The following is a 21,123-nucleotide window of genomic DNA, read 5'->3' as shown; positions in this document are numbered from 1 at the left end:
ACGGCGTATCGCCGAAAGGCGATACCGGGGCGCCAAAGGCGCCCCGCGTAGCCCCGGCCGTTGGCCGGACCAGGCAATGCCCCCCCCCAATCACCCAATCCAGCAAACCCGGACCCCGAACCGGCACAACCCATTTGTAATGTTATATCCTGTCACGCCACCCGTCCCCCGTGTGCCCGTGGCCCCCACCCTCCCCCGCCTGACCGCCATCGACCAGCTGCGCGGCACCGTGATCGTGCTGATGCTGCTGGACCACGTGCGTGAGACCTTCTATCTGCACCAGCAGGTCCCCGATCCGATGGCGGTCGACCAGGTCGAACCGGCCCTGTTCGCCAGCCGCCTGCTCGCCCACCTGTGCGCCCCGGTGTTCGTGCTGCTCACCGGCCTGTCGGCCTGGCTGTACGGCAGTTCCCAGCCCGACCCGCGCCGGGCCGCCTCGGCGTTCCTGCTCAAGCGCGGCCTGTTCCTGATCGCGCTCGAACTGACCGTGGTGAACTTCGCCTGGACCCTGCAGTTCCCGCCGAGCGTGATCTACCTGCAGGTGATCTGGGCGATCGGCATCAGCATGGTCGCCCTGGCCTTCCTGCTGTGGCTGCCGCGCGGCGCCCTCGCCGCCCTGGCGCTGGCGGTGATCGCCGGCCACAACCTGCTGGACGGCGTGCACGCCAGCGGCGACGGCCCGCTCGCCGTGCTCTGGAAGATCCTGCACCAGCGCGACTGGATCGCCGTCGGCGACGCCTTGCGCCTGCGTACCTCGTATCCCGTCCTGCCGTGGATCGCGGTCATCGCCCTCGGCTACACGCTTGGTCCCTGGTTCGCCCGCAATGGCGACGCTGCTCTGCGCCGGCGCCGCCTGCTGTGGGCGGGCGGCGGCGCCCTCGTCGTGTTCGCGCTGCTGCGTGCCGCCAATGTCTACGGCGACGCGCTGTGGCAGGCGTCCGGCAGCAGCATGCAGACCGCGATGAGCCTCCTCAACGTCACCAAGTACCCGCCGTCACTGCTGTTCCTGCTGCTCACGCTTGGCATCGGCCTGCTCCTGCTGCGCCTGTACGAGCATCCGCGCGTGGCCCGCGCACTGGCTCCGCTGGCCAACGTGGGCGCCGCCCCGATGTTCTTCTACCTGCTGCACCTGTATGTGCTGAAGGCGCTGTATGTCGCCGCCGAGGCGCGCTGGGGCCAGACCCATGGCGCGTATTTCGGCGTGAACCACGTATGGCAGCTTTGGTTGATCACCGCCGCGCTGGCGCTGGCGCTGTACTGGCCGACCCGCGCATTCGCGCGCCTGAAGGCGCGGCGCAAGGACCTGCTCTGGTTGCGGTACCTGTAGAGCCACCCCATGGGTGGCTGCCGGGTGCACCGCGAAGAGCAAGCCACGCATGGCGTGGCTCTACGCGGTTCGGCACGTGCATTTGACGTTGCTGTTTCCCGCCGCCGCCCGCGCCCCAGCCGATAACGGTAAAGACGCCGAAAGCGTGATAATCGCGACCTGTTTTGTCGCCTATCGCCTGATGACCGCTACCGCCCTGCCCGCTTCCGACGACTTCCTTGGCCACCCCAAGGGCGTTTACGTCTGCTTCTTCACCGAAATGTGGGAGCGCTTCTCCTTCTACGGCATGAAGGCGCTGCTGCTGCTGTACCTCACCAAGTACCACCTGTTCGGCGACAAGGCCGGGCTGGACCTGCTCGGTGCCTACGGTGGCCTGGTCTACTGCATTCCCGTGTTCGGCGGCCTGCTCGCGGACCGCTGGCTGGGCATGCGCAAGGCGGTGGTGTTCGGCGGCGTGCTGCTGGTGCTGGGCCACCTTGGCATGGCCTTCGAAGGCCACGCCGCCACCCGCATCGACGGCCAGGTGGTCCGCGACGATGCCGCGCTCGGCGTCACCTACCTCTCGCTGGCCCTGATCATCATGGGCGTGGGCTTCCTCAAGCCCAACATCTCCACCATCGTCGGCAAGCTCTACCCCGAGAACGACCCGCGCCGCGATTCCGGCTTCTCGCTGTTCTACGCCGGCATCAACCTCGGCGCCCTGTTCGCCTCGCTGGTCTGCGGCTTCCTCGGCGAAGCGTATGGCTGGAAATACGGCTTCGGCGCCGCCGGCATCGGCATGGTGGTCGGCCTGGCCATGTTCCTGTGGGGCCAGAAGTACCTGCACGGCCACGCCGAACCCACCGATCCCGCCGCGCTGCGCCAGCCCGTGTTCGGCCTGCGCCGCGAATGGCTGATCTACGCCGCCGCCGTGCTCGGCGTGCTGCCGGTGGCCGCATTGATGTGGGCCGCCGCCAACGGCGCGTTCGCCCTTGGCGGCGAAATCAGCCTGGCGCTGATGCTGATGATCGTCGTGCTCGGTGCCGTACTGGTCTGGTTCGCCTGGTTCACCGGCACCCGCTGCACCCCCGTGCAGCGCCAGCAGATGATCGCCCTGATGGCGCTGATCTTCATGGCCCTGGTGTTCTTCACCCTGTACGAGCAGACGTACGGCTCCTGGGTCACCTTCACCGACCGCATGCTGACCAAGGACCTGGTCCCCGCGCTGGTGATCCAGGGCGGCACCCCGCTGCCGTGGTCGATCGCCTCGTTGCTGCTGGCCCCGCTCGGTTTCGTGGTCGCCGCCCGCCTGTCCGAACGCAACCCCGGCTCCAGCGCCCCGCGCACGCTGTTCATCGCCATCGTCGCCCTGATGCTGGTGCTGCTGGTCCGCGACTGCCTGGTGATTCCGCAGACCGCTGGCTCGCTCACCTACCTCGGCGGCCTGTTCCTGGTCGTGCTGGCGCCGCTGTTTTCCCTGCTCTGGGCGTGGCTGGACAGGCGCCGTCTGGACCCCTCCAAGCCGGTCAAATCCTCGCTCGGCCTGGTGTTCGGCGCCCTTTCCTTCATTCCACTGGCGCTGGCGGCGCAACAGGTCGGCGCCACCGGCCAGATGGCCAGCGTGTGGTGGCTGGTCCTGGCCTACCTGGTGCTGGAAATCGGCGAGATGTGCCTGTCGCCGGTCGGCCTGTCCGCGGTTACCCAGCTCGCCGCCCCGCGCGTGGTCAGCCTGATGATGGGAACATGGTTCCTCGCCACGGCATTTTCCGAAACGCTGGCCGCCCTGTTCGGCAAGCTCGCCGCCATCGAGGTGCCGGAGGGCGAAACCATGAACATCGCCACCGCCGCCGCCAGCTACGAACACCTGTTCTGGCTGTTGATGTGGATCGGCCTGGGCTGCGCCGCCGTCGCGCTGGCCAGCGCGCCGTGGTTGAAGCGGATGATGCACGGCGTGAAGTGACACCCCAACGGCACCCATTGATGCCGTTGTCGTTTCTGGCGCAGATCCATTCGGGCGCCTTGCATATAAACGGTTCTTAACACCATCCGACCGGGTCACACTTCCTGGTCGTTGAAACTAGTTGTAGTTACTCCCGCACGACCGCTCACCACCATGGCGCTCCCCGCGTGCAGACCTGTCCGAAGCAGGTGCATGCCTTCCCTGATGCGTCCATGGAGTGTCCAATGACCCCCGCAGTTCCGTCCCGTCGGCCCCTGGCCGCGTTCATCGCCCTTGCCCTCTGCACCACCTTCGCTGCCCCCGTGCAGGCCGACGACACCTCGGACTGCGACGCCACGACCGATGACCTGCACTGCGACGACACCGAGGTAGGATCGCGCGGCGTAAGCGGCTGGCTGCTGGGCGGACTGGCCCTGGCCGGCGGCGCTGCAGCAGCGGCCGGGGGTGGCGGTGGCGGCAGCAGCAGCGACGGTGGTGGTGGCGGTGGCGGTGGCGGCACCGTGCCCGGCAGCGAAGGCGGCCAATACGGCGGCAACCAGCAGCTGGCCGCCCCCGGCACCGACATCAGCTGGGACCGCAACGTGGAAACCCGCGTGGTCGGCAACGCGCGCAATGAAGGCACCCTGCAGATCGGCGCCGGCACGCTTGCGGTGCGCAACGACGGCCAGCTGCGCAACAACGGTACGTTGCGCATCGGCCAGGCCGCGCGCCTGTTGCTGGAAAACGACGGCGAGCTGGACAATTACGGCCACCTCGACCTGCAGGGCCAGCTGCAGCTGCAGCGCGATGGCAGCTTGGAGAACCATGGCACCCTGTCCGCGCGCGGCGCCGCCATCCGCATCGACGGCGATTCGGAGCTGGAGAACCTGGGCCGCATGGAGCTGCGCGACACCCTGGTCACGCTCTCCGGCGAAAGCGAGTTCGACAACGGCGAGCGTCGCCGCAACGCCAGCCTGTTCGTCGAGGGCGGCGGCTTCGTCCTCGGCGGCATGGCCGAGTTCGACAACCACGGCAGCGTCACCGCCAGCGGCAGCTTCAACCAGGGCGCACTGGTGCACGCGGTAACCGCCCGCGTCGGCAACGAGCGCGACACCATCGAAGCCTTCGACAACCACGGCCAGCTCAGCCTGGACGGCAACGCGCGTGTATTGACCCTGGTCGCCGACAGCCATGCCAGCACCGGCATCAACCGCCGCGGTGCGCAGATCACCAGCAACGCGCGCAACCACGCCGCCCTGCACGCCGAAGGCAGCTACGCCACGCTGCTCAACCAGGGCACGCTCACGGTGACCGGTGATGGCGCGGTGGCGATGTCCGGCGCACGCGGTGCCACCCTCATCAACGACGGCGTGATCAACCTCGGCGTGGCCGGTGGCAACAGTGGCCAGAATCTGGTGGCGATGCAGTCCGATGGCTCGGCCACGCTCAACAACCGCCGTGGTGGCGTGATCAACATCCACGCCGACAACTCGCATGCGTTCCGCATGGGCGCCAGCGGCGGCGGGCGCCTGATCAACAACGGCCAGGTCAATGTGTACGGCAGCGGCAGCGGCGTGCATGCCGACCTGCCCACCCAGGGCGCCGATCGCCCGGCACCGGACCTGGGCTGGCAGGCACCGCGTGGCATCGGTGGCTACACCGTGGGCACCAACGCCGACGGCAGCGCCGGGCAGATGGTGCTGCATGCCGGCGGCGACCTGTCCGATATCGACGTCGATACGGGCTTCACCCGCGGTACCGATGCCTCGCAGATCCGGCTGGAGGGCGTCTTCCTTGGTGCCGATGGCGGTGAGCAGAACATCCGCAGCGCCACCGTGGTGTGGCAGGCCCAGGCCGAACGCGACGACGCAGGCACGGTCGACGTGGTGATGACCCGCAACGATTATCGCGACCTGGCCGACGCCGGCACCCACGGTGTCGCCTCGGCGCTGGAAGCCGGCTACGGCAACAACGCGCTGTACCACAGCCTGGAAGTGTCCAGCGCTGCCGAGTTCAACCACGCACTGACCCAGCTGTCCGGCGCCGGGCTGGCCATGGCCGGGCTGCGCCTGGGCGCCAATGGCGAAGCCTTCTGGTCGAGCCTGGCCCGTGCCACGCCGGCCAGCGGCTATCGCATGGTCGCCTTTGGTCCGGGATCGGCCAGCGCGTCCGGCGTGCAGGGCGTGGGCACGGGCATGCAGATGGCGATGGCGCTGGGCGGCGGGCGCCAGCTGCAGCTGAGCACCGGCCTGCTGGGCTCGGACTTCGCCACCGACGGCGGCCAGACCCGTTCGCAGTCGCGCTTCGCGGGTATCGGCATGGCCCAGGCGCTGGGCGCGTTCACCCTGCAGCACACGCTGGGCAACGAATGGCACCAGACCGACGGCCAGCGCCAGCTGCAGTGGGGCGGCACGCGCATGCGTGCCCACAGCCAGCGGGCGCTGTCGCGCACGCGGCTGGGCAGCACGCTCAGCACGGCGCTGGTGGTTGCGGGCCTGGACTGGCAGCCGCGACTCGGCGCCGCCGCCTGGCATGCGCGCGAAGGCGCGTTCCATGAAGTGGGTGCCGATGCGCTGGGCCTGTCGGTCGGCGACGGTACGCGCAGTGGCATGCAGCTGGAACTGGGCAGCTCGGTCAGCGGCCCCCTGGGCAACGGCTGGTCGCTGCGCGGCGACGCCGCGCTGCATCAGTCGCTGGCGCATCGTGCCAGCGTGCGCAGCGCCACCCTCCACGGTGCAGGCGACCACGCCTTCGCGGTGCCAGGACTGGCACCGTCAGGCATGGACTACCGCGTGATGCTGGGCGCGGACTACCGCTACCGCCGCACCCACCTGGGCGGCGCGGTCATGGCCGAGCGCCTGCTTGGGGTGCGCGACGTGCAGGCGCAGATGCAGGTGTCGATGGCGTTCTGATCGACCGCGGTGCCGCCACGCAGGGCGTGGCGCTACGGTTGCGCAGCCGGGGTGGCAGTGTCGCCGCCCAGGCTGCGCGACAGGAACGCCAGCAGGCGGGTGTAGTACTCACGCCGGTGCGCCGGCGTGTAGAAACCGTGCCCCTCGCTGGCGAAGTACAGGCTCTCGACCGGGGTGCCTGCACGCTTGAGTGCCGCCTCCATGCGTTTGGTGTGCTGTATCGGGGCGCGCTTGTCCTCGCCGCCCGCGGCCAGGAACACCGGCACGCGCACCTGTGCGGCCAGGTTGACCGGCGAATGCGCCGCCACCACCTCCGCCGGCCCCAGCCAGTCGCGCAGATAGGTCACTCCGGAACGGTCATCCTGGATGTCGCCGCGCTGGTACATCAGCGGCAGGTCATAGATGCCCACGTACCCGGCCGCACACTGGTACAGCCCGGGTTCGCGCACCGCCCCATCATCGCCGCGTAGGCACCGTAACTGGCCCCGTAGATGCAGATGCGCCGGCCATCGGCAATGCCCTGGGCGATCGCCCAGCGCGTGGCGTCGGTCACGTCGTCCTGCATGCGCAGGCCCCACTGATGCTTGCCGGCCGCGGTGTGCGCGCGTCCGTAGTTGGACGAACCGCGGAAGTTCACCTGCAGCACCGCGTAACCGGCCGCGGCCAGCAGCTGCGTTTCATGTTCGTAGGCGCCCTCGTCGAACACGCCGATGGGTCCGCCATGCGGCAGCACCACCAGCGGCAGCTGGCGTGCCTCCTTGCCGTGCGGAACGGTCAGGAACCCGTGCAGTGGCAGGCCGTCGCGCGCGGTCAGCGCGATCGGGCGCACCTGCGCGCTCTGGCCGGGATCGATCCAGCTGCTGCGGCTGGCCAGCAGCGAGGCCTTCTTCTGCAACGTGTCGTAGCGATAGAAGTCGCCCGGGTTGCTGCCCGACCAGGTCTGCACCAGCACGGTGCGGCCATCGCGGGTGCTCGAGGTGATGTACACCGGCCCCTTCAGCGCCGCCTGCAGCGTGCGGTACATCCGTGCGGTGCTCGAGCTGTCGTCGAAGAAGCGTGCGCGCGGCACGTCGCCGAAGTACAACGCACCGACCGGAATGCCCGTGCCCGGCTGGAAGATGATCCGGCCGGGGTCGACCACCGCGTCGCGCAGCAGTAGCTGCCGTTCGTTGGTCTGCGGGTTCCAGCTCACGATCGCGTCGGGGCCTTCGGTCTGCTCCACCCACAGGTAGGCAAGGCTGCCGTCGGCAGAGAAACCCAGCGGCTTTTCAACCCGGTGGCTGACCGACTCGTCGTTGATCAGCACCCAGTCCTCGCCGCGCTGCGCGCGGTAGTACAGCTTGGGCACGTTGTCCGAACCGGCACCCAGCGCGAAGCGCACCTCGCCGGTGTTGTCGGTGGTGAAGTCCGCGCGCTGTACCGGCGAGCGGGCCACGATCACGCGCCGTCCGGTGACCGCGTCCATGCGTTCGACCCGGGTGAACGGGTTTTCGGTGAAGGGCCACACCGCGACCAGGACGTTGCGGTCGTCGCCAGGCAGCTCATCGGTGAGATAGGCAGCGACCTGCGCTTCGTTGAAGCCCCCTACCCGGTAGCCCACCAGCAGTTCGCCGGCCTTGCCGTCGGCATTGATGCCATACAGTTCGCCGGTGGCGCGCGGGCGGTCCAGCCGTCCCAGCTTCTGCGCCAACCCGATCACCAATCGTTCGTTGCTGACCCAGTCGAAGCTGCCGGCATGATTGTGCCGCGGTGGACGGAACGAGCCCACCATCGACATGTCGGCGCTGCGCAGGATCGCCACCGCCGTGGCGTCTTCCAGCGGCACGGTAGCGGCCACATAGGTGCCGTCGGGGGAGATCTTGATCGTGTTGAACGATTCGTCGCGCAGGAAGCGGTCCAGTTCGACCGCGCCCGCGTGGGCCGACAGCACAGCACAGGCCGCGCCAAGCAGCGCGGCCATGATTGAAGTACGCATCCTTCCCCCCCTGGGTCCCGGACACCCTGTCCGGGTCGCCGATTCTAGGCAGAAGCCCCGGGAAAAAGAACGTGCGCCGGGTCAGGGCGAGGCCGCAGCCGCGCCACCGGCGGTCTTTCCGCCCAGGTTGGCGGCCAGGAACGCCAGCAGCCGGGTGTAGTACTCGCGGCGGTGCGGGTCGGTGTAGAAGCCGTGGCCTTCGGTGGGGTAATACAGCGATTCCACCGGTACGCCGGCCTTCTGCAGCGCTGCTTCCATCCGCCGGGTGTGCTGGATGGGCGCGCGTTCGTCTTCGCCACCGGCGGCCAGGAACACCGGCACCTTGATCCGCTCGGCCAGGTTCACCGGCGAGACCTCGGCCAGCTGCTTCGGGTCGCCCAGCCATTCCTTCAGATAGGTGCTGCCCGAGCCACTGCGCTGGATGTCGCCGGTGGTGTGCATCATCGGCAGGTCGTACACGCCCACGTATCCGGCCGCGCAGCGGTACAGGCCGGGTTCGCGGGCCGCCCCCATCATCGCCGCGTAGGCGCCATAGCTGGCACCGTAGATGCAGACCTTCGACGCATCGGCATGGCCCTGGGCGATCGCCCAGCGGGTAGCATCAGTCAGGTCGTCCTGCATGGCCGCGCCCCACTGCTTCGCACCGGCGCTCCGATAGGCGCGACCGAAATTCCCGGAACCGCGGAAGTTCAGCTGCAGCACCGCGTAGCCCGCGTCGGCGAGCATCTGCGCCTCGGCGTTGTAGCTGCCATCGTCGAATACACCGAACGGGCCGCCATGCGGCATCACCACCATGGGCGGCCGGGTGCCGGCAGCGGACGGCACGGTGAGGTAGCCGTTCAGCGCCATGCCGTCGCGTGCCTTGAACGCGAAAGGCTGCACCACGGCGCGGCGCTGCGGGTCGATCCAGCTGCTGCGGCTGATCAGGTGGTCGGCCGACTTGGCCACGGTGTCGAAGACGTAGAAGTCGCCGGGATTGCGGCCGGACCAGGTCTGCACGAGTACCTGGCGCCCGTCGCGCGTGCTGGAGGTGATCAGCACGGCTTCGCCGGCGAACGCCGCTTCCAGGCTGCGGTACAGGCGTGCATCGGCCGATGCTTCATCGAAGAACCGGGTCCGCGGCTTTTCGCCCAGGTACAGCGCCCCCACCGGAACCCGGGTGCCGGGGCGGTACAGGAGCTGGTCCGGGTCGACCAGCGGATCGCGCAGCAGGGTCGCCCGCGCGTCCGTGGCGGGGTCCCAGCTTACGATGGTGTCGGGGCCGTCGTTCTGCTGCACCTGAAGGTAAGCGATGCTGCCATCTTCGGAGAAGCCGAGCGCGGTCTCGATTCGCTTGGACACCGCCTCGTCGTTGACCAGCTTCCAGCCTTCGCCGCTGGCGTCGCGGTAATAGAGTTTGTTGACGTTGTCGACGCCGGCGCCATGGGCGAAGCGGATCCGCCCGGCCGGGTCGCTGACGAACCCGGCATTGCGTACCGGCGAGCGTGCCACCGTCTGCCGGCGGCCGCTGGTGATGTCCAGGCGGTCCACGCGGGTGAACGGGTCGCTGGAGAACGGCCACACCGACACCAGTACGTTGCGCTCCTCCTGCGGCATCGAGTCGATCAGGAAGGCGGCGACCGCCTCGACCTTCTTGGGCTGGATGCGCGTCCCCGGACCATTGCTCTCCACGCGGTAACCCACCAGCAGTTCGCCGCGGCCGGAACTGGCGCTGAGCGCATACAGCTCACCGGTGGGCTGGGGCTTGTCCAGCGAGCCGAACTTCTCGGCCAGGCCGATCAATACGCGGTCGTCGCTGGCCCAGTAGAAGGTGCTCGCATGGTTGTTCTTCGGCGGTACGAACGAGCCGACCACCTTGCCACCCTCGCGGGCGAGGATCGCCAACGCGGTGCGGTCCTCCATGGGAACGGTGGCCGCGTAGTACTGGCCGCCCGGCGACAACTTGATGTCGTTGAACGTGTCGCGCTTGAGAAACTGCTCCAGGTCCAGCCCTGCCGCGGCCGCCTGTGCAACCGGCCCGCACAGCAGGGCCATGACGACCCACGCCGCCCACTTCGAATGACGCATCCTTCTCTCTCCGTCCGGACACCCTGTCCGTGAGCGGCGATTCTAGGCGTATCGCATCAGCGCGCGCCAGTTACGACACGCGACGTCGCTCTGCTGCCGAAAAAGAAAATGGCACCGCGAACGGTGCCATTTAGACGTGCATTGACGGAGAGAGAGAAAGATCAATGCACGCCGCGGAACGCCAGGCTCAGGGCCAGGATGGAGAGGATCACGGCGATGGTGCCGTCGAGGATCCGCCAGGTTTTCGGTTTGGTGAACAACGGCGCCAGCATCCGCGCGCCCAGGCCCTGCGCGGTCAGCCACAGGCAGCTGGCGGTGACCACGCCGGCGGCGAAGGCCATGCGCGCGTTGCCGAAGTTGTCGGCGATGGAGCCGATCACCATCATGTCCAGCCAGAAATGCGGGTTGATCAGCGAGAAGCCGACCGCAGCGGTCAGCACCGCGCGGCGCGAGCTGTTGTCGCTGTCGTCCACCTGCATGCCGCCGGTACCGGCCAGCGCGCGGCGCGCCGACTGCCAGGCGTACCAGGCCAGGAAGGTGACGCCGCCCCACAGCACCACGGTGGTCAGCCACGGCAGCGCGCGGGTCAGCGTGCTCAGCCCGGCCACGCTGGCGAAGATGAAGATCGCATCGATCGCCGCACAGGTCGCCACCACCGGCACGATGTGCCTGCGCAGGATGCCCTGGCGCAGGATGAAGGCGCTCTGCGCGCCGACCACGGCGAACAGGCCGATGCCGGCGGCGGCGCCACTGAACCACGCGGCCAGACCGGGGCCGCCGGAAATGAAAGAGAACATGGGTTGCTACCTGTCTTGCGGGGGAGCGGTGCCTCGCCAAGGCGTACAGCACCGGATGGCGCGTATTGTCGCGCCGCAACATGAAAAAGTAGAGCTAAACTTACTTAACCATCTTTAGCGGAACTTAAGACCATGCGCATCGACCATGCCCAGCTGCGTGCCTTGGCGGCGGTGATCCGCGAAGGCAGCTTCGAGCGCGCCGCGCAGTCGCTCAATGTCACCGCTTCGGCCGTCTCGCAGCGGGTCAAGGCGCTGGAAGACCGCGTGGGCCGGCTGCTGGTCAAGCGCGCCTCGCCGGCGGTGGCCACGCCGGAAGGCCAGGTGCTGGTGCAGCTGGCCGAGCAGACCGCGCTGCTGGAACACGACGCCCTGCACCGGATGGGCATCGCCGACGAGGACCTGCCGCATGCCAGCATCCCGGTGGCGGTCAACCACGACAGCCTGGAGACCTGGTTCACCGATGCCGCGCTGCGCTTCGCCGGGCAGACCGGCACCACCCTGGACCTGCGCCTGGAAGACCAGGACCATACCGTGGCCCTGCTGCGCCAGGGCGCGGTGCTGGGCGCGGTGACCACGCTGGACGAACCGGTGCAGGGCTGCCAGATCCATCCGCTGGGCAGCATCCGCTACGCCGCCACCTGCACACCGGCCTTCCATGCGCGCTATTTCGGCAAGGGGGTCAACGCGCAGTCGCTGGCCCAGGCCCCGGTGCTGGTGTTCAACCGCAAGGACGACATGCAGGCGCGCTTTGCCCGCCGGCTGGCCGGCGAAGACCTGCCGATGACCGCGCCGACCTGGTGGATCCCATCCACGCGTGCCTTCGTGCAGGCCAACCTGGGCGGGCTGGGCTGGACCATGAATCCCCTGCCGCTGGTGAAGCGGCACCTGGAGGCGGGGCGGCTGGTGTTGATGAAGCAGCGCGCGTGGGAAGACGTGCCGCTGTACTGGCAGCACTGGAAGGGCGACGTGCAGACCATGGCACTGTTGACCCAGGCGGTGCTGGCCGCATCGGCAACGCTGGTCCGCCGCAAACGGTAGGTACCCAATGCCGACCAACGGTCGGTACCTACCGGGCGCATCTGGCAGGATCGGGGCAACCAACGCTGGGGCGTTCCATGGAATCGGATCCGGTCTACCTGCACATCCGCGTCGTGCTCAGCATCATCCTGGGCCTGAGCATCACCACCCTGGTGAAGGGGCTGGCCTCGATCATCGAGCACCCGGCCCGGCGCGGCGGCTGGTCCGGCATCCACCTGTGCTGGGTGCTGTGGACGCTGGTGTCGGTGGTGACCTTCTGGTGGTGGGAATTCCGCCTGGCCGAAGTGCGGCAGTGGACCTTCGGCCTGTACCTGTTCGTGATCGGCTACTGCGCCAGCTGGTACATGCTGTGCGTGCTGCTGTTCCCCGACGACCTGCGCGAATACGGCAGCTACGAGCACTACCTGCTGCAGCGCCGCGCCGGCTTCTTCGGCATGCTGGCGCTGGTGACCCTGCTTGACCTGGGCGACACCGCGATCAAGGGCCACAGCCGCTGGCAGATGCTGGGCGAGGCGTATCCGGTGCATACCGGGGTGATGCTGGTGATCGCCGGAGTGGGTATCGCCAGCCGCTCGCGACCGGTGCATCTGGGATTGGGGATCCTGGCCCTCGTATACCAGTGCGGGTACTTCCTGGCGGAGTACTTCACGATGGGAGCGGATTGATCGGGGCAGCCACGCAGGGGTGGCTCTACACCGGCCCGATCGTATCGAGGACGGCGACCAGACGGTGGTAAACGCTGGCGGGAATGCTGCGTTGCACCAAATCCGTACCGGAAAGGGCTAAAATCGGGGTCTGGATGCGCCAAGAGCTTGTTTCTTCACGTTTCTTCCCCGAAGCGTCGTCATCCTGCCCCCATCTCACCAAAGAAGAGAACTCCCATGACGACACCGTCTGGAACGACGTCGGACGTCGCAGCGCAACGTTCCGCAGCCGGCCCCGCAAAGCCGCGCCGGCGCCGCACGGTTGCCAAGACCCTCCTCGCCCTGTTCGCCCTGCTGCTGATCGCAGCGGCCCTGTTCCTGTTCTGGCCGCTGCACCAGCGCTCGGTCCCGGCAGCCGCGAATGACAAGCCGGTCGACGTCGTGCTGGTCGGCGGCGGCATCATGAGCATCACCCTGGCCACCTTCCTGCAGGAACTGCAGCCGGACTGGAACATCCAGGTGTTCGAACGCCTGGACGGCGTGGCCCTGGAAAGCTCGGATGGCTGGAACAACGCCGGCACCGGCCATTCGGCCTTCGCCGAACTCAACTACACCCCGGAACTGCCGGACGGCAGCATCGAAACCAAGCGCGCGGTCGGCATTGCCGAGCAGTTCGAGATCTCGCGCCAGTTCTGGTCGCACCAGGTCAAGGAAGGTCGCCTGAGCCAGCCGTCGGACTTCATCAACCCCACCCCGCACATGAGCTTCGTCTGGGGCGATGACAACATCGCCTACCTGCACAAGCGCCAGCAGGCGCTGGTCCGCAACCCGCTGTTCTACGGCATGCAGTACTCCGAAGACCCCGCGCAGATCAAAGCCTGGGCACCGCTGCTGATGGAAGGCCGCGACCCGAACCAGAAGGTCGCCGCGACCTGGATGCCGCTGGGCACCGACGTCAATTTCGGCGTGATCACCCGCCAGCTCACCGCCGGCCTGCAGCGCAACCCGAACTTCAGCCTGCACCTGGAACACGAAGTCCGCGCCCTGCGCCAGAACGATGACAAGACCTGGAACGTCACCGTCAAGGACCTCAAGGCCGGCACCGAATCCACCCTCAAGTCGCGCTTCGTCTTCATCGGCGCCGGTGGCGCCGCACTCAAGCTGCTGCAGCTCTCGGGCATTCCCGAATCGAAGAACTACGCCGGCTTCCCGGTCGGTGGCCAGTTCCTTGCCTTCCAGGCCCCGGAAATCGCCAACCGCCACAGCGTCAAGGCCTACGGCATGGCCGAAACCGGCTCCCCGCCGATGTCCGTGCCGCACCTGGACGCGCGCAAGCTCGACGGCAAGCCGGTGGTCCTGTTCGGGCCGTTCGCCCTGTACAGCACCAAGTTCCTCAAGCACGGCTCTTGGTTCGACCTGTATTCCTCGGTCAACCACAACAACGTCGCCGGCATGCTCGACGTGGGCCTGGAAAACCTGGACCTGGTGAAGTACCTGATGGGCCAGGCCCGCCTCAACGACGACGACCGCCAGGCCGAACTGGTCAAGTACTTCCCCACCGCCAAGCGCGAAGACTGGACCCTGGTCACCGCCGGCCAGCGCGTGCAGATCATCAAGCGCGACCCGGAAAAGGGCGCGGTGCTGCAGTTCGGCACCGAGATCGTCACCGACCAGGACCACACCCTGGCCGCCCTGCTCGGCGCCTCCCCCGGCGCCTCGACCTCGCCGCCGATCATGCTCGACCTGCTCAAGAAGGCCTTCCCCGAGCAGATGGCCGCCGGCTGGGAAGCGCGCCTGAAGGAAATCGTGCCGTCCTATGGGCGCAAGCTCAACGACAGCGCCGCCCTGACCAACGAGATCCGCCGCCAGACCAGCGACACCCTGCGCCTGCAGTTCCTGGACGTGCCGGCCGAAACGAGCCCGGCGGTGATGATGACCCCGCCGCCGCCAGCGCCGGTGGAGAAGCGCAACAAGGATGAGGAGTTGCAGGCGTTGTAAGCATGCAGCGAAGGGCAGCAAAAGCAGCGGGGCAGAGCCCCGCTCTACAAAAAAAACCGGCTTCGGCCGGTTTTTTTTTGCTTGCCCTACCGCCATCGGAATGTGTCGGGGGCGCGGGGCGGCAGGGGGTAGCGGGACTTTGAGCAGCATGGATGCTGCGATAAGCCCCATGGATGGGTTCACGCGTGTCCCGCTACCCCCTGCCGCCCCGCGCCCCCAGCCGATAGCACACACACGCCACCGCTCCACCCGCGTTAAATTATTGTAATTAGAATACGAACGATTTACATTTGCATCCCGTTGTGCACCCCCACCTGCCGCTGAGACCGCGTATGTCCTTCCGTTCCGTGCCCCCCGCTTCCGTCCGCCGTGCCCCGCTGGGTCTGGCCCTGCTTGCCGCGCTGTCGCTGGCTTCGCCGCTGGCCCTCGCCGACAGCCTGGATGCCGCCAGCGACGCCAAGACCCTGGACAAAGTGAACGTGGTCAGCACCCAGCGCGCCCCGTCCAGCACTACCCGCCTGCCGATCAGCCTGCAGGAAACGCCCCAGTCCTCCACCGTCCTGGGCCTCGGCCGCCTGCAGGACGAAGCGCTGTTCAGCATCAACGACGTCCTGCGCAACGTCACCGGCGTCAGCGTCTCCTTCTACGACACCCAGCGGCCCCTGTACTACGCGCGCGGCTTCGCCATCACCGACTTCCAGGTCGACGGCATCCCCACCTACAGCGGCTCCACCAACCAGGAATACGACACCGCCTTCTACGACCGCATCGAAGTCATCCGCGGCGCCAACGGCCTGCTCAGCGGCGCCGGCATTCCCTCCGCCACCGTCAACCTGCTGCGCAAGCGCCCCGGCAAGGACTTCGACGCCTCCTTCGCCGTCAGCGCCGGCAGCTGGGACTTCCGCCGCATGGAAGCCGACGTCAACGCCCCGCTGACCGCCGACGGCCGCTTCCGCAGCCGCGTCGTCGCCGCCTACACCGACCGCGAGCTGTATTACGACCGCTACAAGGAAGACAAGATGGCCGGCATGGCCGTCCTCGAAGGCGACCTCACCGACAGCACCACCCTGAGCGTCGGCTACCAGACCCAGGACAACAACCCGGTCGGCTCCACCTGGGGCACCGTCCCGTTCTTCGACAGCCAGGGCAATTTTGCCCACCTCCCGCGCGAGACCAACCTCTCGCCCAAGTGGAGCTACTGGCAGCGCGAAACCAGCACTGCCTTCGCCAACCTCGAACAGCGCTTCGGCGAAAACTGGCTGCTCAAGATCAACACCGCCTACACCCGCGGCAACGTCCAGAACGTCCGCCTGTACGGCACCGGCAACCCCGACCCCGTCACCGGCGCCGGCATCTTCCTGCGCGCCGCCGCCGGCGACTCCGAAGACACCCGCCGCAACGTCGACGCCTACCTCAGCGGCACCTTCCCCCTGTTCGGCCGCGAACACGACCTCACCGTCGGCGCACAGTGGGCCGACCTGGAAAGCACCACCAACACCATCGCCCTTCGCTACCCCACCGACTGGGCACGCTGCGGCACCGAGCGCTGCTACTACATCCCCAACGTGTATGGCTGGAACGGCGACATCTCCGAAGTCACCTATACCCGCACCGGCGCCCGCCGCGTCGCCCACACCACCCAGAGCGGCTTCTACCTCGCCACCCGCCTGCGCCTGGCCGACCCGCTGTCGCTGATCGCCGGCGCCCGCCTCAGCCGCTGGGAGACCCTGACCCGCGCCTACAACGCCGCCGGCGCCTATACCGCCACCAGCGGCGCCTACAAGGTCAGCGACGAAGTTACCCCTTATGTCGGCCTGGTCTACGACATCACCCCGAACGTGTCCGCCTACGCCAGCTACACCGAAATCTTCAACCCGCAGAACTACAAGGACCGCAACGAAAACCTGCTGGCCCCGGTGCAGGGTTCCAACCTCGAAGCCGGCCTCAAGAGCCAGTGGTTCGGCGGCCGCCTGACCGCCAACGCCGCCCTGTTCGAAGCCAAGCAGGACAACTACGCCGTGCGCGACATGAGCGTGCCCGACAACTCGCTCAGCGACGGCAGCTCCGCCTACGTCGGCGTCAACGGCACCAAGGCGCGTGGCTGGGAAATGGACATCAACGGCGAAGTGATGCCCGGCTGGACCGTCAATGCCGGCTTCACCCACGTCAAGGTGACCCGCGCCCCCACCGACATGCTTTACGCCAACCCGCCCGAAGACCTGCTGCAGCTCAACACCAGCGTGCGCCTGCCCGGCGTGCTCGACAGGCTGACCGTCGGTGGCGGTTTCTCCTGGCAGAGCGAAGTGGCGGGCTACAACATCCCCTACCCGCTGGGTGGCACCCGCACCGTGAAGCAGCCGGCCTACATGCTGGTCAACCTGCACGCCAACTACGCCATCAACGACAGCTGGACCGCCTCGCTGAACGTGCGCAACGCGCTGGACAAGACCTACTGGGCGAACCTGGATTACAACAACTACGGCGAGCCGCGGTTTGTTTCGGCCAGCCTGCGCTGGAAGTTCTGAGCGCAGGCGGGAAGGTCAGGAAACATTGGGAAACATCCGTAAATCTCTGGAAACATGCGGAACAGACTGAACGGTCGTCCGGAAACGTCCGGAACGGTAGCGCCGACCGTTGGTCGCCGGCTGTTGGTGGGGTCTGGCAGACCGCGCCAGACGCCGAGCCGACTAACAGTCGGCGCTACCCTGGTTGCGCAACGCGTCTAATGCGTTTGACGCACCCCCGGTGACGCAACGTTTCTGACGCAATCCCGGTGACGATATCCGCACGACGCAAAAACAGGGTCCGCCGTCAGGCGGGCCCTTTTTTGTTGCGGTGCGGGTTGCAACCGGTTCCGTAATTATGGCGTAATTACCGAAACGCCCTTCGGAACCCCGCCATGACCCCCACCTGGGACACCCGGCAACGCGGTCGCCACGCCCGGCTTGAACGGGCCGCCCCCTTCGCGCGCGGCCGCAGCGTTGCCGCCGGGGACGTCGGCGACCTGCTGCACGCGCTGCTCGAACCCGGCGACAAGGTCTGCCTGGAAGGCAACAACCAGAAGCAGGCCGACTTCCTCGCCCAATGCCTGGCCGAGCTCGACCCGGCCCGCGTCCACGACCTGCACATGGTGCAGTCGGTGCTCTCGCTGCCCTCGCACCTGGACGTGTTCGAACGCGGCATCGCCTCGAAGCTGGATTTCTCCTTCTCCGGCCCGCAATCGGTGCGGCTGGCCAACCTGGTCGCCGAAGGGCGCATCCAGATCGGCGCCATCCACACCTACCTGGAACTGTTCGGCCGCTACTTCATCGACCTCACCCCCCAGGTCGCGCTGGTAGCCGCGCAGGCCGCCGACCGCCACGGCAACCTCTACACCGGCCCCAATACCGAAGACACCCCGGTGATCGTCGAAGCCACCGCCTTCGGCGGCGGCATCGTCATCGCCCAGGTCAACGAGATCGTCGACACCCTGCCCCGCGTCGACATTCCCGCCGACTGGGTCAACTTCGTGGTGCAGGCCCCGCGCCCGAACCACATCGAACCGCTGTTCACCCGCGACCCGGCGCAGATCTCCGAGATCCAGGTGCTGATGGCGATGATGGCCATCAAAGGCATCTACGCCGAGTACGGCGTCAACCGGCTCAACCACGGCATCGGCTTCGACACCGCCGCGATCGAACTGCTGCTGCCCACCTACGCCGAATCCTTGGGCCTGAAAGGAAAGATCGGCCAGCACTGGGCGCTCAACCCGCACCCGGCACTGATTCCGGCGATCGAATCAGGCTTCGTCAAATCGGTGCACTCGTTCGGCTCCGAGCTGGGCATGGAGCAGTACATCGCCGCACGCAGCGATGTGTTCTTCACCGGCGCCGACGGCACCATGCGTTCCAACCGCGCCTTCTCGCAGACCGCCGGGCTGTACGCCTGCGACATGTTCATCGGCTCCACCCTGCAGATCGACCTGCAGGGCAACAGCTCCACCGCCACCCGCGACCGCATCGCCGGCTTCGGCGGCGCCCCCAACATGGGCTCGGATGCACGCGGCCGCCGCCACGCCAGTCCGGCCTGGCTCAAGGCCGGCCAGCAGGCCGCGCGCCCCGGCGACATGCCGCGCGGACGCAAGCTGGTGGTGCAGATGGTGGAAACCTTCCGCGAACACATGGCCCCGGCGTTCGTCGACCGCCTGGATGCCTGGGAGCTGGCCGAGCGCGCCGCCATGCCGCTGCCACCGGTGATGATCTACGGCGACGACGTCAGCCACGTGCTCACCGAGGAAGGCATCGCCAACCTGCTGCTGTGCCGAAGCCCCGAGGAGCGCGAACAGGCGATCCGCGGCGTAGCCGGCTACACCGCCGTCGGCCTCGGACGCGACCGCGCCATGGTCGAGAACCTGCGCGACCGTGGCGTGATCCAGCGTCCCGACGACCTCGGCATCCACATGCGCGACGCCAGCCGCGACCTGCTCGCCGCGCGGTCGGTGAAGGACCTCGTGCGCTGGTCCGGCGGCCTGTACGACCCGCCCAAGCGCTTCCGCAACTGGTAAGGGAACCGGACATGGAAACCCTCGACTATCGATTCAGCGGCACCGAACACGTCCGCTTCCCCACCGACGCGGTGCTGGTCGGCGTGCTGGCCTCGGGCAACCTTGAGATCCTGCTGGAACCGGCCGCACTGGACGGCGCCATGGCGGTGCGCATCATCACCGCCGCGCGCGGTTTCGGCACGATCTGGGAAGCGGTGATCGGCGATTTCGCCCGCCGTCACCCGCTGTGCGATGTGCAGGTCTCGATCAACGACGCCGGCGCCACCCCGGCCGTGGTCAGCCTGCGCCTGGACCAGGCGGTGGAAAGCCTGCGCGCCGGAGGCAACGCATGAGCACCGCCCGCCGCCACAGCTATTACGAAGCCGACGCACGCGAGCGCATCGCCGGGCTGCTGGACAGCGGCAGCTTCCGCGAACTGCTCGGCCCTGCACAGCGCGCGATCAGCCCGCACCTGGCGCAGCTGGACCAGCCGGCCGCGTTCGACGACGGCATCGTCGTCGGCGAAGGTCGCCTGCGCGGCAGGCGCGTCCTGGTGGCCGCGCAGCAGGGCCAGTTCATGGGCGGTGGCGTGGGAGAAGTGCACGGCGCCAAACTCACCGGCCTGCTGCAGCGTGCCGCGCACACCAGCGCCGACGGCGTGCTGCTGCTGCTCGACACCGGCGGCGTGCGCCTGCACGAAGCCAACGCCGGGCTGATCGCCATTTCCGAAATCATGCGCGCCACCCTCGCCGTCCGTGCGGCCGGAATTCCGGTGCTGGCACTGATCGGCAGCGGCAACGGTGCGTTCGGCGGCATGGGCATCGTGGCGCGCTGCTGTACCACCGTGATCATGTCCGAGGAAGGTCGGCTGTCGCTGTCCGGCCCGGAGGTTATCGAAACCGTGCGCGGGGTGGAGGAGTTCGACGCGCGCGACCGCGCACTGGTGTGGCGGGTCACCGGCGGCAAGCACCGCTACCTGATCGACCAGGCGCAGGTGCTGGTGCCCGACGCGATCGACGCCTTCGCCGAGGCCGCGTTCGATGCGCTGCAGCCGGACACCGACAGCGACGACACCGGGCGTGCACTGACGGCCCTGCAGGCTCGCCACGCAGCGCTGAAGGCCCGCGCCCAGGCGTGGAGCGGGTGCCGCGACGGGCTGGAAATCTGGGCGCAGATGGGTATTCAAGAGCCGCAGCGGCTGCCGTTGCTGGACACCGCTGATTTCCTCGCCGCCACCGCGCAACGGAGCCTGCCATGACCGCGCCGCTCAGCGACCTGCTCGACGCCCTGTTCCCGCGCGGCCACGACATCACCGTGTCCGATGCCGTGCTGACCGGCACCGCCCGCACCGACGACGGCGCGGTCACCGTGATCGGCACCGCCGACAAGCTCGAAGTCGGCGTGGACCACGCGCTGGTGCTGGCCGAGGCCGTGCTGGCCAGCACCGCGGCCGACCCGCACCGCCCCATCGTGATGCTGGTCGACACCGCCGGGCAGCGCCTGGCACGCCGCGACGAACTGCTCGGCATCAACGGCTACTTCGCCCACCTCGCCCAGTCGTTGGACCTGGCGCGCCGCCGCGGCGCGCGCCTGGTCACGCTGGTGTACGGCGAGTCGGTGAGCGGCGGCTTCCTCTCGTTCGGACTGATGGCCGACCACATCCACGCGCTGCCTGATGCGCAGGTGCGGGTGATGGACCTGCGCGCGATGGCGCGGGTGACCAAGCAGCCGCTGGAGAAACTGCAGGCGCTCAGCCAGAGCTCGCCGGTGTTCGCGCCGGGGGTTGAAAACTACGTCGCCATGGGCGCGGTGGAATCGGTATGGAACGGCGACCTCGCCGCCCACCTGCTGCAGGCGCTGCGCGCGCCCGTGGAAGGGGACCGCCGCGCGCAGCGCGGTGCCGAGCGCGGGGGCCGCACCCTGGC

The 21,123-nt window shown here is 68.0% G+C and carries 13 protein-coding genes and 1 pseudogene; 11 read left to right on the top strand and 3 right to left on the bottom strand.

Translation table 11 applies throughout. The features are described from left to right. The first annotated feature begins 139 nt into the window (after positions 1-139). The 3 genes from RWO33_RS09730 (at position 140) to RWO33_RS09720 (ending at position 6,157) form a co-directional block, all read left to right on the top strand. On the top strand, positions 140-1,327 hold the full coding sequence (locus RWO33_RS09730; protein ID WP_314104681.1) for a heparan-alpha-glucosaminide N-acetyltransferase domain-containing protein: 1,188 nt from the start codon (positions 140-142) through the stop codon (positions 1,325-1,327). Between the two features lie 181 nt (positions 1,328-1,508). After that, positions 1,509-3,266, top strand: coding sequence for an oligopeptide:H+ symporter (locus RWO33_RS09725; protein ID WP_314104689.1), 1,758 nt, complete (start codon positions 1,509-1,511; stop codon positions 3,264-3,266). 224 nt (positions 3,267-3,490) lie between these two features. Next, on the top strand, positions 3,491-6,157 hold the full coding sequence (locus tag RWO33_RS09720) for a hypothetical protein (RefSeq protein ID WP_314104680.1): 2,667 nt from the start codon (positions 3,491-3,493) through the stop codon (positions 6,155-6,157). Between the two features lie 32 nt (positions 6,158-6,189). On the opposite strand, the pseudogene RWO33_RS09715 reads toward RWO33_RS09720, so the two are convergent. The 3 genes and pseudogenes from RWO33_RS09715 to RWO33_RS09705 form a co-directional block, all read right to left on the bottom strand. Beyond that, a pseudogene (locus tag RWO33_RS09715) lies at positions 6,190-8,132 on the bottom strand (prolyl oligopeptidase family serine peptidase). Positions 8,133-8,213: 81 nt separating this feature from the next. Next, positions 8,214-10,166 carry a prolyl oligopeptidase family serine peptidase gene (locus RWO33_RS09710; protein ID WP_314104688.1) on the bottom strand — a complete coding sequence of 651 codons (1,953 nt, stop codon included), beginning with the start codon at positions 10,164-10,166 and terminating at the stop codon, positions 8,214-8,216. A 194-nt stretch (positions 10,167-10,360) separates the two neighbouring features. Then, entirely contained in the window at positions 10,361-10,996 is a 636-nt protein-coding gene (locus RWO33_RS09705) for a LysE family transporter (RefSeq protein ID WP_070206819.1), read from the bottom strand. A gap of 132 nt (positions 10,997-11,128) precedes the next feature. On the opposite strand from RWO33_RS09705, the gene RWO33_RS09700 reads away from it, so the two are divergent. From RWO33_RS09700 to mdcE, 8 genes are all read left to right on the top strand, one after another. Continuing rightward, positions 11,129-12,034 (top strand): LysR family transcriptional regulator ArgP, encoded by a 906-nt coding sequence (locus tag RWO33_RS09700; RefSeq protein WP_314104679.1) that lies wholly within the window; start codon positions 11,129-11,131, stop codon positions 12,032-12,034. Positions 12,035-12,111: 77 nt separating this feature from the next. Then, a complete protein-coding gene (locus tag RWO33_RS09695) occupies positions 12,112-12,699 on the top strand; it encodes a hypothetical protein (protein ID WP_314104678.1) in 588 nt (195 codons plus the stop codon). 216 nt (positions 12,700-12,915) lie between these two features. Next, complete coding sequence (gene mqo / locus RWO33_RS09690; protein ID WP_314104677.1) at positions 12,916-14,676, top strand: malate dehydrogenase (quinone); 1,761 nt, start codon at positions 12,916-12,918, stop codon at positions 14,674-14,676. 332 nt (positions 14,677-15,008) lie between these two features. Next, entirely contained in the window at positions 15,009-17,201 is a 2,193-nt protein-coding gene (locus RWO33_RS09685; protein ID WP_314104676.1) for a TonB-dependent siderophore receptor, read from the top strand. A 374-nt stretch (positions 17,202-17,575) separates the two neighbouring features. After that, positions 17,576-19,219: a malonate decarboxylase subunit alpha gene (mdcA, locus tag RWO33_RS09680; protein ID WP_314104675.1), complete on the top strand. Its 1,644-nt coding sequence runs from the start codon at positions 17,576-17,578 to the stop codon at positions 19,217-19,219. Positions 19,220-19,230: 11 nt separating this feature from the next. Further along, entirely contained in the window at positions 19,231-19,551 is a 321-nt protein-coding gene (gene mdcC, locus RWO33_RS09675) for a malonate decarboxylase acyl carrier protein (protein WP_314104674.1), read from the top strand. Next, positions 19,548-20,456 carry a biotin-independent malonate decarboxylase subunit beta gene (locus tag RWO33_RS09670; RefSeq protein ID WP_314104673.1) on the top strand — a complete coding sequence of 303 codons (909 nt, stop codon included), beginning with the start codon at positions 19,548-19,550 and terminating at the stop codon, positions 20,454-20,456. The genes mdcC and RWO33_RS09670 overlap by 4 nt, the downstream gene beginning before the upstream one ends. Continuing rightward, positions 20,453-21,123 (top strand): biotin-independent malonate decarboxylase subunit gamma (gene mdcE, locus RWO33_RS09665; RefSeq protein WP_314104671.1); only part of this gene is annotated, 671 nt, incomplete at its 3' end. The genes RWO33_RS09670 and mdcE, both read left to right, overlap by 4 nt.

This window comes from uncultured Stenotrophomonas sp. (genome assembly GCF_963519925.1).
In the GTDB taxonomy this organism is placed as follows: domain Bacteria; phylum Pseudomonadota; class Gammaproteobacteria; order Xanthomonadales; family Xanthomonadaceae; genus Stenotrophomonas; species Stenotrophomonas maltophilia_AE.
The sequence above is the reverse complement of the archived record's forward strand: the minus strand, read 5'-3'. Positions and strand labels throughout refer to the sequence as shown.

Bases quoted from the DNA above. Each gene is read 5' to 3' on its own strand.
- RWO33_RS09725 (WP_314104689.1), top strand. From the start codon at position 1,509: ATGACCGCTACCGCCCTGCCCGCTTCCGACGACTTCCTTGGCCACCCC.
- mdcA (WP_314104675.1), top strand. From the start codon at position 17,576: ATGACCCCCACCTGGGACACCCGGCAACGCGGTCGCCACGCCCGGCTT.
- RWO33_RS09685 (WP_314104676.1), top strand. From the start codon at position 15,009: ATGTCCTTCCGTTCCGTGCCCCCCGCTTCCGTCCGCCGTGCCCCGCTG.
- RWO33_RS09720 (WP_314104680.1), top strand. From the start codon at position 3,491: ATGACCCCCGCAGTTCCGTCCCGTCGGCCCCTGGCCGCGTTCATCGCC.
- RWO33_RS09710 (WP_314104688.1), bottom strand. From the start codon at position 10,166: ATGGCCCTGCTGTGCGGGCCGGTTGCACAGGCGGCCGCGGCAGGGCTG.
- RWO33_RS09670 (WP_314104673.1), top strand. From the start codon at position 19,548: ATGAGCACCGCCCGCCGCCACAGCTATTACGAAGCCGACGCACGCGAG.
- RWO33_RS09695 (WP_314104678.1), top strand. From the start codon at position 12,112: ATGGAATCGGATCCGGTCTACCTGCACATCCGCGTCGTGCTCAGCATC.
- RWO33_RS09705 (WP_070206819.1), bottom strand. From the start codon at position 10,996: ATGTTCTCTTTCATTTCCGGCGGCCCCGGTCTGGCCGCGTGGTTCAGT.
- RWO33_RS09730 (WP_314104681.1), top strand. From the start codon at position 140: ATGTTATATCCTGTCACGCCACCCGTCCCCCGTGTGCCCGTGGCCCCC.
- mqo (WP_314104677.1), top strand. From the start codon at position 12,916: ATGACGACACCGTCTGGAACGACGTCGGACGTCGCAGCGCAACGTTCC.
- mdcC (WP_314104674.1), top strand. From the start codon at position 19,231: ATGGAAACCCTCGACTATCGATTCAGCGGCACCGAACACGTCCGCTTC.
- RWO33_RS09700 (WP_314104679.1), top strand. From the start codon at position 11,129: ATGCGCATCGACCATGCCCAGCTGCGTGCCTTGGCGGCGGTGATCCGC.